The sequence below is a fragment of the Paenibacillus sp. FSL R7-0652 genome (genome assembly GCF_038595045.1).
In the GTDB taxonomy this organism is placed as follows: Bacteria; Bacillota; Bacilli; order Paenibacillales; family Paenibacillaceae; genus Paenibacillus.
In genome coordinates this window covers 605861-622457 of record NZ_CP152001.1, presented here as the reverse complement: position 1 = coordinate 622457, position 16597 = coordinate 605861, and the positions used below count along the sequence as shown (strand labels likewise).

The 16597-nt window shown below is 50.9% G+C and carries 12 protein-coding genes; 2 read left to right on the top strand and 10 right to left on the bottom strand.

Annotated elements, in window-relative coordinates:
* Positions 1-23: 23 nt before the first annotated feature.
* From MKY97_RS02925 to MKY97_RS02885, 9 genes are all read right to left on the bottom strand, one after another.
* Positions 24-338: a hypothetical protein gene (locus tag MKY97_RS02925; RefSeq protein WP_342554035.1), complete on the bottom strand. Its 315-nt coding sequence runs from the start codon at positions 336-338 to the stop codon at positions 24-26.
* Positions 335-835 (bottom strand): hypothetical protein, encoded by a 501-nt coding sequence (locus MKY97_RS02920; protein WP_342554034.1) that lies wholly within the window; start codon positions 833-835, stop codon positions 335-337. Before MKY97_RS02920 ends, MKY97_RS02925 begins: the two co-directional genes overlap by 4 nt.
* A 95-nt stretch (positions 836-930) precedes the next feature.
* A complete protein-coding gene (locus MKY97_RS02915; RefSeq protein ID WP_342556212.1) occupies positions 931-4233 on the bottom strand; it encodes a DEAD/DEAH box helicase in 3303 nt (1100 codons plus the stop codon).
* A 211-nt stretch (positions 4234-4444) separates the two neighbouring features.
* Positions 4445-4876 carry a chemotaxis protein CheW gene (locus tag MKY97_RS02910; RefSeq protein ID WP_342554033.1) on the bottom strand — a complete coding sequence of 144 codons (432 nt, stop codon included), beginning with the start codon at positions 4874-4876 and terminating at the stop codon, positions 4445-4447.
* 478 nt (positions 4877-5354) lie between these two features.
* Complete coding sequence (locus MKY97_RS02905; RefSeq protein WP_342554032.1) at positions 5355-7286, bottom strand: alpha/beta fold hydrolase; 1932 nt, start codon at positions 7284-7286, stop codon at positions 5355-5357.
* Between the two features lie 125 nt (positions 7287-7411).
* Positions 7412-7978: a TetR/AcrR family transcriptional regulator gene (locus MKY97_RS02900; RefSeq protein ID WP_342554031.1), complete on the bottom strand. Its 567-nt coding sequence runs from the start codon at positions 7976-7978 to the stop codon at positions 7412-7414.
* Between the two features lie 341 nt (positions 7979-8319).
* The gene (locus tag MKY97_RS02895) at positions 8320-9624 is read right to left on the bottom strand and encodes an ABC transporter substrate-binding protein (RefSeq protein WP_342554030.1); all 1305 of its coding nucleotides are present in this window, start codon (positions 9622-9624) and stop codon (positions 8320-8322) included.
* Between the two features lie 438 nt (positions 9625-10062).
* Positions 10063-10899 carry a carbohydrate ABC transporter permease gene (locus MKY97_RS02890; RefSeq protein ID WP_342554029.1) on the bottom strand — a complete coding sequence of 279 codons (837 nt, stop codon included), beginning with the start codon at positions 10897-10899 and terminating at the stop codon, positions 10063-10065.
* A complete protein-coding gene (locus MKY97_RS02885) occupies positions 10899-11780 on the bottom strand; it encodes a sugar ABC transporter permease (protein ID WP_342554028.1) in 882 nt (293 codons plus the stop codon). The genes MKY97_RS02890 and MKY97_RS02885 overlap by 1 nt, the downstream gene beginning before the upstream one ends.
* Before the next feature lie 144 nt (positions 11781-11924).
* On the opposite strand from MKY97_RS02885, the gene MKY97_RS02880 reads away from it, so the two are divergent.
* Together MKY97_RS02880 and MKY97_RS02875 are read left to right on the top strand one after the other, a co-directional pair.
* Positions 11925-13760: a sensor histidine kinase gene (locus MKY97_RS02880; protein WP_342554027.1), complete on the top strand. Its 1836-nt coding sequence runs from the start codon at positions 11925-11927 to the stop codon at positions 13758-13760.
* A 5-nt stretch (positions 13761-13765) separates the two neighbouring features.
* Positions 13766-15394 carry a response regulator gene (locus tag MKY97_RS02875; protein WP_342554026.1) on the top strand — a complete coding sequence of 543 codons (1629 nt, stop codon included), beginning with the start codon at positions 13766-13768 and terminating at the stop codon, positions 15392-15394.
* A 172-nt stretch (positions 15395-15566) separates the two neighbouring features.
* Here the strand turns inward: MKY97_RS02875 and MKY97_RS02870 are convergent, their stop codons facing one another.
* Positions 15567-16529, bottom strand: coding sequence for a bile acid:sodium symporter (locus MKY97_RS02870; protein ID WP_342554025.1), 963 nt, complete (start codon positions 16527-16529; stop codon positions 15567-15569).
* Between the last annotated feature and the right edge of the window lie 68 nt (positions 16530-16597).

Sequence of the window (16597 nt, the reverse complement as noted above, 5' to 3'; positions counted from 1 at the left end):
CCCCGCTGAATAGGTGATATGCCTCATTTGGCAGCCGGGCTGTCCTTGCGCTTCTGGACAGCCTGCCACATCCGCGCCGCCACGCGCTCGCGGATCAGATCCAGACCTGCGGCTGCGGGCACACCCGGCAGCAGTGCGGTCAGTTCAGGCAGCGCCGGCGGTGTACCCGGCTGCGCGAGCCGCACCTCCACGGCGCCGAAGCCCGGCCCCGGCTGGTGCATGGCGCCGTCCGCGGCCGCCTCGGCGATCCATTCGCCGACGGCCGCGCCGCCTTCGCCAGCCCGCGCCTGCGGGCGGCCCGCCGTCTCCGGCCGCGCGGCCCGGGCCGCTGGGATCATGGGCAAGTTCCTCTGCCCATGATCCCAGCACGCCGGCGAGCGGCGCTTCGCGCGGCAGGCCGGCGTGCGCCAGCGGCGCAGCGGCTCGGCCGCGAGGCGTGCGCGGCGGCGGCACGCTCCGCGGCCGCGGCATGCGCGCGCCCTGCGGCGCCGCAGGTGCACGCCGCCGCGCCGGGCACGGCGTCGCCTGGCGCGCCTGCAGGCTCAGCCGCGGCCAGCAGCCCGGCGAGCTCCTCGGGCGCCGGGCCGCCGCGCAGCAGGGCGTACAGCGCCAGCGGGCGCCTGCGCAGCTGCGCCAGCACGGCCTCGCGCTGCGCCTCGCTCAGCTGCGGCAGCGTGACCGTGACCGTGAACACGCCGGTGGAGGCGGTTCCGGTCTCATTCGCATCAGCGGACCCGGATGCTTCCTTTCCCGAATTCGCTGCTGTATTTACCTCTGCTGTCCACATCCCGGGGGACATATGCAGCTCCACTTTCCACTTTTCGCTCATCATCATCCCCCTTTCTCCCTTGATCATCCGAGCCGATTTTTGCTGCACCACACACAGCTTTAATACCTTCATCACTGAACATTATGGTTTATAAGAGTAAACTACAGCCATGTCTCCCCTTGAAGCGAGATCAGGCTGCGCAGCTCGTCATCGGACATCTCGGTCAGCCAGTTCTCTCCTGAACCAACCACCTGCTCGGAGAGTGCTTTTTTGCTCTCGATTAACTCATCGATCCGTTCCTCTAGCGTCCCCTGACAGATTAGCTTGTGTACCTGCACGTTGCGGTTCTGCCCGATGCGGAACACCCGGTCTGTCGCCTGATTCTCCACCGCAGGATTCCACCAGCGATCATAGTGAATGACGTGGCTTGCCCGCGTCAGATTCAGGCCAACACCGCCTGCGCGTAGAGATAGAACAAACATGGATGGTCCTTCTCCCCTTTGGAATGTCTCCACCATTTCATCCCGCTGTGCCTTGGACACACTGCCGTGCAGGAAATAAGGCTCTTCCTCATAACGCCGCTTCAGCCTGGAAACGAGCAGTTCGCCCATCGCCACATATTGAGTAAATACGAGTGCTGATTCTCCGTTATCCCGAATCGCGTCCAGCAATTCAAGAAGCCGCTCCATCTTGCCGGAAGCTTCTGTCTTCCCATGGTCCTTCCGGCTGCTGTCCGCCAGAACAGGATGATCACAGATTTGTTTCAGCTTGGTCAGAGAGGACAGCACGATGCCTTTGCGAGCAATACCGTTTCGGCCATCCAGACCGCCCATAAGGTCATCGACGACACGTTGGTACAAAATCGCCTGTTCCGGTGTCAGTGAACAATAGGATTTCAGCTCCAGCTTCTCGGGCAGGTCTTTGCGAATGTCCGGATCACTTTTCAGCCTGCGCAGCATAAACGGCGACACCAACCGGTGCAGCTCACGCAGCGAGGCCGCATTCTCTTCCGATGGAACCAGACCTGTATAACGCTGGCGGAACGATGAGGATGTGCCGAGATAACCCGGGTTGAGAAATTGGAAAATAGACCAAAGCTCACTAAGCCGATTCTCCACCGGCGTGCCTGTCATGGCAATACGATGAGAGGTCGACAGCCGCATAACACTCTGTGCCTGCTTTGTACGATAATTTTTAATATACTGTGCCTCATCCAGCACAACCGTAGACCAGTGCAGAGAAGCGAGATCCGGACCGTCACGGCCAGCCAGATGATAGGTGGTGAGCACGATGTCATGCTTCTGCGCCTCCTCCTGAAAGGCACTGCCATGAAGCCGCTGTCCGCCATGATGAATATACAGGGACAGATTTGGCGCAAAACGCTTCAGCTCGCGCTGCCAGTTGCCCAGCAGCGATGTTGGACAGACAATAAGTGCCGGCCATGGACCTTCCAGCATGTCTGCAGCGCCATGCATCGCAGCAGTCTGCATTCTTTCGTTGGACTCACTATGTTTCGAAACCATGCTCTTTCCAGGGTCTTTGTCCTGTATAGTTTCGGTTATCCATCCTCGATCTGCAGATGGACCAGCAGTGGACTTTTGGGCTTCTTTTGATTCCTGTGCCTCCTGCAGTGCAGCCTGCCGTTCCTCTTGTTTCCGGTCCAGCAGACATGTAATCACTTGGACCGTCTTGCCAAGTCCCATATCATCAGCCAGACATACCCCGAAACCAAGCTCTCCCATAGCCGATAACCATTGATACCCGCGTTCCTGATACGGTCGCAGTTCGCCATGCAGCTCCGCTGGTACGGGACGTGGTTCGATGCTGCGAAGCACCTGCCCCTCGAGCAGAAAGGCAAGCATCCCCTCGGACGCAGCACCGAACACAGACATGCCTTTCCAGATGGAGTCCTCTCCCTCATCTGCGGCCAGATGAAGCCATTCGGAGAGCGGCATATACTGCTCTTCTTCTTTTTTCATATAACGAAGCACCTGGCGAATTTCTTTCGTGTCTACTTCTATCCATTCTCCGCGAAACATCACATAAGGAACGGTTGCTTCAGCCAGAGCTGCCAGCTCTTCCGCCGTAATCGGCTTGCCATCCAGCATCGGCTCTGCAGTAAAGGCTACCAGCTGCTCCATGCCCAGCGCAGACACAGCTCCGGGCTGACGTTCCGGAATTCCGTTCATCATCTGCAGACGCAGCCCGGCCCGCCTTTTTCCGGCACGGCTCCATCTCGATGGCATCAGGACCGTTACCCCGGCCTTCTGCAGTTTGGGAACCGCATGGGTCAGAAATTCAAAAAAACTCTGCTGCTCCAGCTGAATCCCTTCTGGTCTAGCATGCAGCAGAGCGGTTTCCAGTTCCGGTGCCAACTCGGACGCCTGACCGATGGCCATCAGTAACTGCTCTGCCGCTGACGCGTAGTACACCTTGCCCCGGTCCAGATCACGCTCCGGATGTGCCCATATGGTACGTGCTGGCAGCCTCAATCCAGCTTCCTGATCACTGTCTACCCAGAAACTGATGCCCCAGGTAGAATCCTGTTCACCCAAAGGCGGCTCCAAACGCAGCACCAGCTTGAATTTGCCTTCGGCGGGCAGCGTCTCTTCGGCACCTAATGCAGGCATCGTTGTGCCGCCAGCTTCATGAATGCTGTCCACAAAGGCAGCCATTTCCTCCGTCGGACCCTGCACAGTAACGGGACGGAACATCGAGATCAGACTGTTCCACCAGAGCTCCGACACCGGTGAAGAACCGCGCCGGAATGATGTCCGATAACGCGAAAGTTCGCTATCCATGCCTTCCAGTTCACTAGTGACCACGGCATGAATGATCCCGCTCATAAACGAAAACAGCACTGCACCAGCCGCCTCTTCGCGTGTTTCCGGCTCCATGGAGGCATAAGCTCCGGGTGCTGACAGCGCAATCGGCGGCATCGATTCGGCAAGGCTTCTGAAACGCTCCTGATCCTCTTCAAGATGCAGACGCGGACGCCAGACCCCTGCCAGTGTCTCCTGTCCGGTTCTCCGCCTTGCACCGGTCTTGGCAGCAAATGCAGCCGCTGGAGCGATTGCCCCGCGAAGCAGCAGTTCCTGTGTGAACTGTGCCGCCTTAACCCAGTAACGCATTTCCTCCCCAGCCTGAATGCCCGCCGCAAGAAACATCCGGTCGTCCCACTGCATCAGCATCCGGAAGGCATCCTTCGGCGAAACTGCCAATCCTTCCAGCGTGCGTCCAAGCAGCTGCCGCCGTTTCACCGTCTTGGCTTCTGCAGCATTTCGAAGCGGATTCGGCCAGCGCAGTTCGGCAAGACGCAGTGCAGCAGGCTGAAACAGACGACCCCCGTCGCCAAATTGCAGCCTTCTAACCACGCTGCTCCATGCATCCACACGCGGTTCCGATGTTTCACCGGAAAAACAAAAAAATACGTCTCCAAGCCATACTCCATACAGCGATTGCATCATTACAGTCTCCCGTCATCCCTTCGCATTGTTACTCTCCATCATATACGAAAATGAACGGATTTAAAAACCTTTACACATAAAAAGTGCCGCTCATCCTCTTTTTCAGCATAAAAAAATGTCCCTTCTCCAGAAAACAGAGAAGGAACATTTTGTTTAATCGTTTGTTTAAATGAAACGAGCCGTATAGGCTGTCACCCGTTTTTAATGATCAAGAACGGATCAGACTGCCAAGCAGTACGTCCAGATTCAAAATACCTGCACGGTGATCTGCGCAAAATCCGATTTTGTCGAAAACACCAATCATGAAGCGGCGATGCTCTTCAGCAGGTTCTTCAAACCGATCATACGTCACAACCGAATCTACCATGTCTACAATTAGCGGCACAAACCCGTTCTTGTATGGAACAACGATAATCCGTGTAGATGAGGTATCTTCCTGTTCAGGCATACCGAGCAGCACGCGAAGACTTACGACCGAAACCACCTTGCCGTACAATGAAGCAAATCCTCTGATTTCAGGGCTTCCAAAAGGAACCGTTGTAACCTCTACCATTCTGATAATTTCATGAACCTCATCAATGCGAAGTGCAAAAATCTGTTCTCCGACCGAGAAATTAATATATTGCATCACTTCATCCATAATTGTCCCCATACCCTCTCATTCCGTAAAATCAGATCTTCAACACGCTTTTGGCTGTCGAACTTTAGACGATGAGTCGTTACATGTTGTATCGGCAATTTTGGCGTAAATGTTTAGGCTTCCAAGCAAGAAGGGGCCCACTCCTCTTTCTTTTTCGATCCTCTTCCCAAAAAATGAGTTTTGATGCGCATTTCTGTGGATAACCACTTCGATAAACCTTGATGTTGGACAAAAATATATAGTTATACCTGTTTTGTGGATAAGTTGTGCACATATTGCTCACAACCTGTGGATATATACGTATATTTATGTGGATATTTAATATTTCAGTGTGGACATGTTGTGTATTTGTTGGTAAATCTGACGTAGAATTTTGTCGTATTTAGTCCTTTCATCCCTTATTGTGGACATATTGTGGAAAGAGAAGGCCTTCTATGGTAATAAACATTCGGGCAGCAGACGGCTGAACTATTCTTATTCAACCGCTTTCTCCTGCCCATGCTGCAAGAATCTCCGCTGTATGCTCATACTCCAACACAGGGAAGTAGTGGTTATAGGGTACCTCGACTTTTTTATACCCGGCCTGCAGACCGCTTGGAAAGCGGTATTCCCGATCCTTGGCAGCCCAGACAACCAATCGATCCGAGGTATTTCCGGTCTTTGTAAAGCTTCCGTATTCCTCCCAAAAACTTAATCCCCGTCTATTCCCTTGACCCAGGTGAATCCACCGCAGCAGGTCGACGTGTGCGCCTGCAATGCGAGGAGATCGGAAATAAGCGTACACCCTCTGGCCCAGTCTCGTGACGCTGCTATCATTGATTTGTCCGCCACTGCCTGTATTGAACATTCGTGTCCAGCTCTGACGGGACCTGCCGCGAAGCAAGGCTCTTACCATGCGGCGCGGTAAACGGAGTATCTGTTTCAAACGCCAATCTCTCGCGTTATCTGCGGCAGGCTGCAGTAAAGCAGTGCGAATATCGGTGCGCCCACTTTGCTTCACCGCCGCTGCTGCGACAGCAGCCCCTACGGAATGTCCAACGAGTCTAAGCGGACCACGGATTGCAGCCAGAACTTCCGCAAGAGCATTAACCTGACCGATAAATGCGTCATGTTCAAGGTGAATAGGTGAACGGCCAAACCCTGCCATATCGATAATCCAGACGGGATTTCCTGTAAGCCGCCGCAGCTGTGCTCCAAGCGGGAGCAAATCGTCAGCACACTGCAGCAGCCCATGCACGATCACCCACGGTTCCCCTTCGCCTTCCCAGCCTAACATGGCCAAATTTCCTTTTCGCACGCGGATATAATCGGTTGGAGAACGTTCAGCTTCAGGCTTTGGCAGAAGGCGGTAATCCAGATCGGCCGTAATGAACGGAAGCTGCTCCTGAATATCCGGCCAGCTTCTCCCCATACGTGCCAGAAGCGCCTCCGTCTCATGTACCGGGAAGGTCCTGTCTGTAACAAATGCGAGTGATTGTGCAGGGATACCGCTGATTCGACTTCCGCCAAGGCTCAAGAGTCGTTGAATCAAGCTTAAAGGTAAGGATCCTGCTGGTTTAGGCACATCAAGCTCCCTTGTGATCAGATTGAGCAGTTCTTTCATATTCGGACTATCTTCCTTGCGAGCCAACAGGGGGTACGTCCCATCAAGCGGAGCTTCATCACGGGCCAAGAATACAAGTGTCTCTGCTACGACATCGTTCTCGACAAGCGGCAGCCAGAAGGACTTTCCGCCAGGTACTACAGGCATCAGACCTTTCTGCACAGCTCCAATGAGCAGTCCGATGCCACCCGTCTGCTCGGTTTCACCTGTGGGACGGGGCCCAACCACCGTACTGGGATTTACGACAGACAGAGGATAGCCATACTGTTTTGCATGTTCCCGAATATAAGCATCTGCTTGGAATTTCATCTCTTCATATGCACTCTCTTGGCTGCCCGCATGGCTCACCTTCATCCGTTCTTGCTGCTCAATTTCCTGTCCGTAAGGACTCATGAAACCAACCACATGAATAAAATGCCGCAGTGCTCCGCTCACCTGGATATCCTGTGCCAGCTGCGCTATTTCTCTTGCCCCATTCATGAAGATTCTCTCTGCCTTCTCTCGCTCCAGAGTAATGTCCATCGTACCGCCTGCATGAAGGATTACATTGGACTCCCTGACGAGTTTGTGTTCTCTTTGTGCAAGTCCCAAACCCTGCAGGGATAAATCCCCAACGATAAACGTTATCCGCTCAAAGCTTTTTACACCATAACTCGCCAGTACTGTTCTGGCCCGCTGCTCGGAGCGAACCAGGAGAAGCATATGTATATCCGTGTTTTCTACAAGTTGTTTGACCGTTTCCCTTCCAATAAAACCTGTACTGCCCGTCATAAAAAGAGTCGTTTTTGCTGAAGCTGTTTTCTCCATTTCATGCCTCCATATTTGCTCATATTTAATATCCAGTCTTTTTGATCATTATCTAAATCAGTACCATAACCATTCCACAAACTAGTACTATATAGTACTATTAAAGTCCAAAAAAAGAGCTTCGTTTAACGAAGCATCTGACAAAATGTACCCGCCGCCCGCTCAATCATACCCAGATCACGAGAAGTTCCGGCCAAGATCAATGAACCTTCAAGTGCCGCCACGAATAGCGAAGCTGCAGCTCCGGGTTCAACCCCTCTGCGGAATTCTCCGCGTTCCAGCCCTTGCTGGAGCAGCTTCTCCACCATAGGTACAAGCTCTCGAAAGAAAATCGAGATGCTTTCCTTCGCTTGGGATGCACTGTCGGGGGCCTGGATATATAGCGTGACAAACGGGCATGTTCCTTCGAAGTTTCGACTTTCTATACCTGCCGAAAGAAGTGACAGGAATGAATGGATTCGTTCCTCTACACTCCGCTCGCGCTGGCTGAGCAGCAGATACAGCTCTGATTCATACTGCGCAATCCAGAACTGTACAACGGCCTGAAGCAGTTCCTCCTTATTTTTGAAATGATAATAGATGTTGGATTTGGATACGCCGCTGACCCGCACCACCTCGTCCATGCTGACATAAGCATACCCCTGCCGTAGAAACAACTGCGCGGCCACTTCAACCGCTTTGGTGCGGTTCACCGGACCAGAGCTTCTAGGCTTGGACAGTTTAGACATTCCTTGATGTGGTGCATTGCTTTTATTGTTATTCATAATTAGAACTATACAGTACTATTTTAACGAAAGCAAGTAAATCCGTTGATACAAGCAGCTCATAGTCCTCATTTTCAAAAAGTTGTCCACATTTAGATCATATACGCACAGGATATCCACATGTAGTATCAAATTCATGTAAAGTATCGTTTGCTTGCTGTAAATGAAAATGAGTTATCCACACATCTTCAAGGCTGCCTGCTGCATTCGGTTGACAGCAAAATAAAGGAGCCAGCTGTACATACAGCTGACTCCACATTGCGTGTGCTTTATTTCTTTTTCAGACTATCCCAGTTCTGCTGCAGGCCATCCAGCAGTGCTTTTTTATCCGATTTGCCTGCTACATAAGCTTGAATGGTGCTGCCGAATTCCTGTGGAACCCCTTCAGGGAAACGGTTAAAGTTCCAGCTTAACGTTTTATTCTCCTGACTATACTTCATAATATCTGTCGCGAGGTCTCCAAGCTCTTCCTCAGAGGCCTGAATAGAACTAAATGCCGGGATGAACTTGAATTCTTTGGTCAGATACTTCTTGCCGATGTCGGAAGTGACCAACCATTCCAGAAACTCTTTCGCTTCCGGCTTCACTTGGGAGTTTTTGTTCACAACCCAGTAGTTAGGCACACCCACAAACAATTTGTCGTTTGGTTCATTAGTAATCGGCATCGGCAGAATGCCCAGATTCAGATCCGGATTAATTCCGTCAATCTGTACCTGTGTCCAGTTCCCCTGCTGCATCATTGCTGCTTCGCCGCTGGCAAACAGCGTTACTTGGGTGTTGTAGTCTGTAGTAAGCGGATTTTTGTTACTGTATTTCAGCGTCAGGTCCAGCAGATTTAACCAGTCGTTAAACACAGGATTGCCTGGAATTTTCTCTGTGCCTTCGTTCAATCCTTGAATGAACTTTACCGGATCGGCCTGATTGGCAAACGCTACGTTAACGTTATGATTCCCCAGCACCCACCACTCCTGATAACCGTTGGAGAATGGCGTAATGCCTGCGTCCTGCAGCTTCTTCGCTGCTTGATCCAGCTGCTCCAGCGTTGTTGGAATTTCAGTAATGCCGGCTTTGGCAAATAGATCCTTGTTATAAATAAATCCGTACCCTTCCAGTGCAAGCGGCTGTCCGTAAAGCTTGCCATCTTTAGTCATAGGCTCTTTGGCAACTTCCAGAACATCCTTGGCCCAAGCTTCACCAGACAGGTCTTCCAGATATTCAAGCCAGGTATCCAGTTCACGATATCCACCCACGTTAAAAATATCCGGCTGTTCGCCTGCAGCAAACTTGGCTTTTAATGCAGCACCGTAGTCACTGCCGCCGCCTACCGTCTGTATATCCAGCTTGATGCCCGGATGGGAGGATTCGTACTCGGCTTTGAGGCGATTAAGGGCTTCTGCAATTTCAACTTTGTATTGAAAAATTTTAATTGTTTTTGAGCCAGCCGCTGCTTCACCGCCGCCAGTTTGCGCATCCGTGTTGACGGGACTGCCGCTCTTGTCCCCGTTTCCGCAACCCGCAAGCATGACTGAAAAAGCGATGAACATCAGCAGCGTTAACTTCGTCATTCTTTTCATAGATACACTCTCCCTGTAAGTAGTTTCATTTTAACTGTCTGCATGCCCCTGCTTACTACCGTTTGCTTCTTGTACTCTGGATTCTTGATTCGCTTTTGCTCTGTTTGCCAGGATTGATCCTGTCCTTAGCCTCTTCTTTCTTTTCCTTACTATATAGATGAACTAGCACGATCCACACAACGTGTCACGCGTAGTTAATCACGGAATTAGCGGACAACCCAAAATCCTTATCTTCTTTGTTTCTTCTCTAACCTTATCTGTCCTTCTCTGCTTTTGACTTCCTTGCACCGTCCTACTCCGGCACATCTGCCCAAGCCTTGCGGGTAGATGTGCCCTTTGCCTCTACCTCCGTGCGAGTCAGAGCGAAGGCAGCATGATGCGCTGGAGGAGCAACAGCGACCAAAAGCACACATGATGCCGGAGCAGCCTACTCTCGCACTACCCTTTAACTGATCCTGCGGTAATGCCCTGAATAATATACTTCTGCATGAGCAGGAAGAAAATAATGATCGGCATAATGCCGAGAACCAGAGCAGGAAGTGCCAGATCCCACTGCTTGGTATATTGACCAAACAGCGCGAAGGTCGCAATCGGAATGGTTCGCAGATTAGAGCTCTGCAGGATCAAGGATGGCAGCAGATAGTCGTTCCAGATCCAGAGCGTATTTAGAATGATTACGGTTACATACATAGGTTTCATCAGCGGGAATACGATCCGGAAGAACACTCCGTAGACCGAGCTGCCATCAACCCGAGCCGCTTCTTCAATCTCCAGCGGAACCGATTTAACGAAGCCATGGAACAAAAAGATAGACATCGGTGCACCAAATCCGAGATAACAGATAATCAGCCCGCCCAGACTGTCGATCAGTCCCAGATTACTGGTTACCGTGACGAGCGGAATCATGATAGACTGAAACGGAATTACCATTGCGGCAATAAATACACCGAATAATATCCGGTTAAACCGTGTATTGCTTCGAACCATACGGTACGCAGCCATGGAACTGATCAGTACCAGCAGCAGATTGCTGATGATGGTGACGATCAGGGAGTTCATGAGCGCTGACGGGAAGCTGATTTTCTCCCAGGCATTGGCATAATTCCCCCACTGGAACACTTCCGGCCAGGCGGCCGAATTCGTAAGCAGGTCACCGAATGTTTTGACCGAATTCACAAACAGGAAGTAAAACGGAATCAGAAACAGTATCCCGATAAACACCATGATGATCTCGGTAATCACCGTACCGAAGCGATAATTTTTCGTCGTCTCCATCAGGCTTCAACCTCCTTGCTCTTCGTCACACGCACCTGAATCATGGTGATGATCGCAACGATTACGAAGAATATAAATGCTTTGGCGGTTCCAATGCCGTACCGGTTGTTCACAAAGGCTTCATTATAAATATTAAGTGCAACCGATTCAGTTGATCCAAACGGTCCGCCCTTCGTCAGCGATAGGTTAAGGTCGAACATTTTGAAAGACCAGGAGATTGCCAGAAACAAACAGATCGTTACACCAGGCATGATAAGTGGTAAAATAATGCTCCGCAGCACCTGCCAGCGGCTGGCCCCGTCAATCTCGGCAGCTTCCAACAGATCAGGTGACACATTTGTCAAAGACGAGATATAAATCACCATCAGATAACCAGCGGTCTGCCATACAAAGACGATGACAATTCCCCAGAAGGCTGTCGGTTCATCACCAAGCCATGGGAGGTTAAAGAAAGACCAGCCTGTCACGTCACCTACCGCTGAAAACCCTTTCACAAATATAAATTGCCAGATAAACCCGAGCAGCAGCCCACCAATGACGTTAGGCATAAAGAAAATTGTGCGCAGCACGTTTCTTGTCTTGAGTGGTTTGGTCAGGAAATAGGCCAGAAAAAAACCGATGACGTTGGTAAGAATAACCCCTATAACGGTAAAGCGTACCGTGAACCAGAAGGCCGACTGGAACTTGGGATCGTTTGCAAAAATATGCACGAAGTTATCAAGTCCTACCCAGTTCACGCTGGCAGATACTCCGTTCCAATCTGTAAAGGAATACACCATGCCAAGCAGGAAAGGGACCACGATGATGAGAATAAAAAATACAACGGAGGGACCCACGAACACAAGCTGCTGTAACAGCTGTGAAGACTTGCGATGCTTCATATCGTTCTCCCCTTCTATAGATGGATGATATTGGTCTCTTGTTCTATTAAACTCCAAAATCGTAAAGGGAAACACCGACATTCTTGAACAGTTGGGTGTAATATATTGTCCTCCCTTGACGAGGCGCCTAGAAGGGGTGTACTGATGTCCAAATATTACAGTATCCGCACCAAGCTAATTGCCTTTATGTTGATTGCAACAACTATTCCGCTGCTGGCATCCATCAGCATGACTTTTATTCAGACCAAAACAGCCCTGCGGGAACAGGCCTTGGAAGAAAATAAACGACTGATCTATCAGGCATCAACCAATCTCAATAACTACGTGGATAACGCGGCACGGGCCTCACTTGCTGTTTACAATGATCCAAATTTCCTGCGAAATTTGGCGAAGCTTCCTGGGGATTATCGCGCTGTTGCCGAGGTATATACCACTTTACAAACGATCAGGTCAGCTGTGCCCGATGTGTTTCAGCTCTATCTGCACTCCTTCGCATCCAACCAATCGACGCTGATTGCTAACCCTTTTCCGAAACGGGAGGAACGGAAGCAGGCCTACTCGGATTCACTGCATGGTAAAACAGGGGACGGAAACTCCGATATCTGGGTAGAATCTGCACATATGAGCCATACCTACGGCTTCAAAGCTGCTTCTCCAGATGATTCACCGAGAACCGTGATTACCCTGCACCGGATCATTCGAGATATTCCCTCTCCTGAACGACTGGGTGTGCTTGCCATCGATCTCAACATGAACAGCATTGCTGCCATCTGCAGCAGGCTGTATGATCCGGCTAAGGAGCAGATTTACGTCGTAGATGGACAAAACCGGATAGTCTACCAAGGGCATTCCGAGGTACAGAAAGCAAGTAATACGGACCATCTGCAGCGAGCGGCAGCTGATGCCCTGCAGGACGGGCGAGCAATTGCAGGCACGGCACTCGATGCGGCCGGTCATTTTGAACAGGATCACTCGATGTATGTGTATCAGCAGCTCGGGAGCAGCTACGCAGACTGGACGATCGTCAAGCAGATTCCAAATGAAACGTTATATGCAAGGGCTACTGCGCTTACATGGAATAATGCAGTGATTGCTTTTGCAGCACTTATTCTTGTCATCGTGGCAACCTTATTCATTTCCATACGGATCACAGGTCCGCTCAAGCAGTTAATGCGGTATATGACTCAGATTCAGGCAGGACGTCTGCATGTGGATATCCGGTTGTCGAGCCGGGATGAGTTCGGGGTGCTTGCAAGGCATTTCCGGGATATGATGGACACCGTTAACAACCTGATTCTAAGAGAATATCAGTTGGAGATTGCGAACAAGACTCATCAGCTCAGAGCTTTACAAGCGCAGATTCAACCCCATTTTCTCTATAACACCCTGCAGTCGATCGGTACACTGGCGCTGCAGCAGCAGGGAAAGCGAGCTTATACCTTACTGTCTTCTCTATCCAAAATGCTGCGTTACAGCATGAGGGATCAAACTCGTGTGACACTTCATGAAGAAGCAGAACATGCCCGGTTATACCTGGAGCTGCAGCAGGAACGCTTTGGTGAGCGGCTGGAGGTACACATGGATTTTGCGGAGGATACCCGATCTGCTCCGATCCCTCGTATGACACTGCAGCCTCTCATTGAAAATTATTTCAAGCACGGTGCAGACATACAGCCTGGAAAAGGAATTATTTCAATTACCAGCCGCCGGGTTGACGAACAGTGGATTGAGATTGTACTAATGAACAATGGACCCGTCATTCCTGAAGACAGATTGGCCGAAATTCGGAAATGGCTCCAACCTGAAGCTGCACTATCTGACATACCACAGGAATCGACAGGATCCGAATCTATTGGCCTGCGCAACGTTGTACGCAGACTCGCACTTAACTCCCCACCGGGCAAACCTGCCCGGATCGAAATGAACAATATAGATCCAAGCGGTGTGAAGCTTCAAGTCAAACTATACGCGGGAGAGTGAACAACATGAAAGCACTGCTTGTCGATGATGAACAGCATGTCCGTCATGCCATCCGGCTTCTCGGTCACTGGCACGACCTCGGAATTAATGTGTTACTGGAAGCAGCAGACGGGTCTGAAGCGATTGAAGCAATTACAGCACATCAACCGGAGATTATACTGACGGATATGCGTATGCCAGGCAAGGACGGCATGGTACTGCTTGAATGGATTTCAGCTCATTCCCCGCACAGTAAGGTCATTGTCGTCAGCGGGTATGATGACTTTGAACTGGTGAGGCATGCCATCCGGCATGGCGGCATGGACTATTTGCTAAAACCTGTCGAGGCGGATGAATTAAACTCCTCCTTGAGGAAAGCCGTGAAGGCCCGGGAAGAGGAGGATGCCCTGCGTATAGAAACCACCAAGCAATCCATCGTAGTGAACTGCATGCGTCCGCATTATCAGGATCGCCTGCTCACTGAACTGGCTGTCGGCAGAGGCAGCACCTCTGCACACATACAGCGGCTGCAGGAGGAACTGAATTTTCCCGTTTTCATTCCGAGGTGCTCTGCTGCCGTCACCAGTCTGTCCCACCTGGATGCGGACTGCTTGGCTAAATATCGCAGCCAGCCGGATCTGCTTGTATTTTCAGTTCTTAACATCTGTGCCGAGATGATGCGCATGCCGGCAGAAGGCGTCACATTCCGCCAGCTCAACCAACCAGATGAAATTGTACTGCTGCACTGGGGATCTCAGTCCTCGCTCGAACGCATTCTGGAAAGTATCAATGATGGATTAGAACAGACAATTCAGCGCCGGCTCCATTTTGGAATATCCACTTGTGACAATTACCCTGCCGGTATTTCAGCTGCCTATCTGGATGCCAGTTCGAAATTGTGGAGACGCAATACGTTACATACTCGGCAGCGCATCCACTCCACGCTTGAATCATCTGCCAAAAATAAAGGCAAGCGGCTCACTGCATTCGAAGAGTCTATGCGCGTGGCAGCCTTGAGTTACCGTGCTTCCAGTGTATCTGCGGTAGTCGCGGAGTGGCTCGATCCCTTCACCAAGCTGGATATAGTCAGCGCAGAGCAGCTGCTGCAGTGGATGCAGGAACTGGAATGGATGCTCAGCCGATGGTTGGATGATGCGGAAGGCCCGCTCTCCCATGACGAGGAGGGTGCTGAGGATCCGTTCCCTCCTTTTGCGGAACTGCCCTTTGACGATGAAGGTCTGCTTTCGTTCCCGCTCCTTCGCTCTCTCTTGGAACAGCGATTGCTTGCAGCCGGGAAGGCACTTTCAGCGCAGCAGCACGCTGTTTCTGATCCTATGAGTGAAATTGCCCGTTACATGGATGCCCACTATCAGGAGGACTTGTCATTGCAGCAGATTGCGGCACGCTTTTATCTGAGCAGGGAGTACATCTCCCGTAAATTTAAACAGCAATTCGGGCTGAACTGGTCGGAATATCTCGGTAAACTGCGGATCAATAACGCCAAGCTCCTGCTGCAGAATCCCTCACTTCGGGTTGCCAAAGTCTCGGAGATGGTCGGTTTCCAGGATGAAAAGTACTTCAGTAAAGTTTTCAAAAAGATGGAAGGCATGACCCCTGCGGAATATCGGAAAACGGTATGCCGAACCGGAACGTAACTCACCTGTTTTCATCTAAGAAAAGAGGACTTCCAGTATGATCTTTTGGAAGTCCTCTTCGCGTATTTACATTTCACTGCAGTCCAGGTTTAACGTCCGTTGGATTTGTCAGATCTATTTTCCTATAGTAGTATCCGACTCGTATCGATTCCGGCCTAGATGGGAAGAGTTATCAATCTCGCAAGATCACTCTAGGTACCACGCGGATATATATCAATTCTCCTGCAAGCTCCACCATCGTCTGAGTAACGATGACCGCTGCAGCGATGGATGCCCACTCGGATGAGAGAGATAACGCCAAAGGCAGAACAACCAGCGAATTACGAGTTGATGCACTAAAAATCAACGCTCTGGAGGCACCTGTATCGAGTCGAAACAGCTTTGCAATAATCCGGGATATCAGGGGCATAATGATTAAAAAAACAGCATAAATCGGAATTACATGAACGATCGTTCCGATGTCTTGGTAGACCTTCCCCATCTGCGATGCAGCCACGACCGTTAAGGTAAGAGCCATCATTGGAACCGGAAGCCATACTGTGGCATACAGCACCCGCTGTGTACTTAAGCTTTTTTGAGAGAACACTTGCGTCAATACGGCCAGCAGCAGCGGAAGGACAATTAGCAGCAGGAAAGCTTCCAGAAACGGACCTGTCTGCATCATTCCAGCTCCCTCACTGCCCAGCAATAACCAGAGATAGACGGGAAGCAAAACCATCTGCACGACAAACAGAAGTGGAGTCGCAGCCAGCATCAGCTTCTCATTCCCCTTCCCCAGCTGTGTGAAAACGATGACGTAATCAATGCAGGGCGTTAACATCACAAGATAAACCCCAATCAGAGCACCCGGGGATTGTGGAAAAACAAGTGCAAGAAGCCATACTACCACAGGAACTAAGATAAAATTAACCAGCAGCAGCGCAGCCATAAATCGCAGATTGGTCCATGAAGCTCTCAGCTCCGTAAATGGGATCTGAACAAACATGCTGTAGAGCAGCACAGCAAGGATTGGAGACACCGCATAATGCATTGCATTTCCCACATCCGGGACGGCCAGTCCGATCCATACACCTGCAAACAGAGCAATCACGTAGAACCAGGTCTGCTGTTTCTCCATCGTTTCTTTCAGTAACATACTTTCCCCCCTAATTGTCGAACAATCTTGTATAGACATATTCATGTCTGCTGCAGCGTACATTGGGA

Coding starts and splice junctions, on each gene's coding strand:
- MKY97_RS02925 (WP_342554035.1), bottom strand. CDS start 338: ATGATCCCAGCGGCCCGGGCCGCGCGGCCGGAGACGGCGGGCCGCCCG.
- MKY97_RS02920 (WP_342554034.1), bottom strand. CDS start 835: ATGATGATGAGCGAAAAGTGGAAAGTGGAGCTGCATATGTCCCCCGGG.
- MKY97_RS02915 (WP_342556212.1), bottom strand. CDS start 4,233: ATGCAATCGCTGTATGGAGTATGGCTTGGAGACGTATTTTTTTGTTTT.
- MKY97_RS02910 (WP_342554033.1), bottom strand. CDS start 4,876: ATGGATGAAGTGATGCAATATATTAATTTCTCGGTCGGAGAACAGATT.
- MKY97_RS02905 (WP_342554032.1), bottom strand. CDS start 7,286: ATGGAGAAAACAGCTTCAGCAAAAACGACTCTTTTTATGACGGGCAGT.
- MKY97_RS02895 (WP_342554030.1), bottom strand. CDS start 9,624: ATGAAAAGAATGACGAAGTTAACGCTGCTGATGTTCATCGCTTTTTCA.
- MKY97_RS02890 (WP_342554029.1), bottom strand. CDS start 10,899: ATGGAGACGACGAAAAATTATCGCTTCGGTACGGTGATTACCGAGATC.
- MKY97_RS02885 (WP_342554028.1), bottom strand. CDS start 11,780: ATGAAGCATCGCAAGTCTTCACAGCTGTTACAGCAGCTTGTGTTCGTG.
- MKY97_RS02880 (WP_342554027.1), top strand. CDS start 11,925: ATGTCCAAATATTACAGTATCCGCACCAAGCTAATTGCCTTTATGTTG.
- MKY97_RS02875 (WP_342554026.1), top strand. CDS start 13,766: ATGAAAGCACTGCTTGTCGATGATGAACAGCATGTCCGTCATGCCATC.
- MKY97_RS02870 (WP_342554025.1), bottom strand. CDS start 16,529: ATGTTACTGAAAGAAACGATGGAGAAACAGCAGACCTGGTTCTACGTG.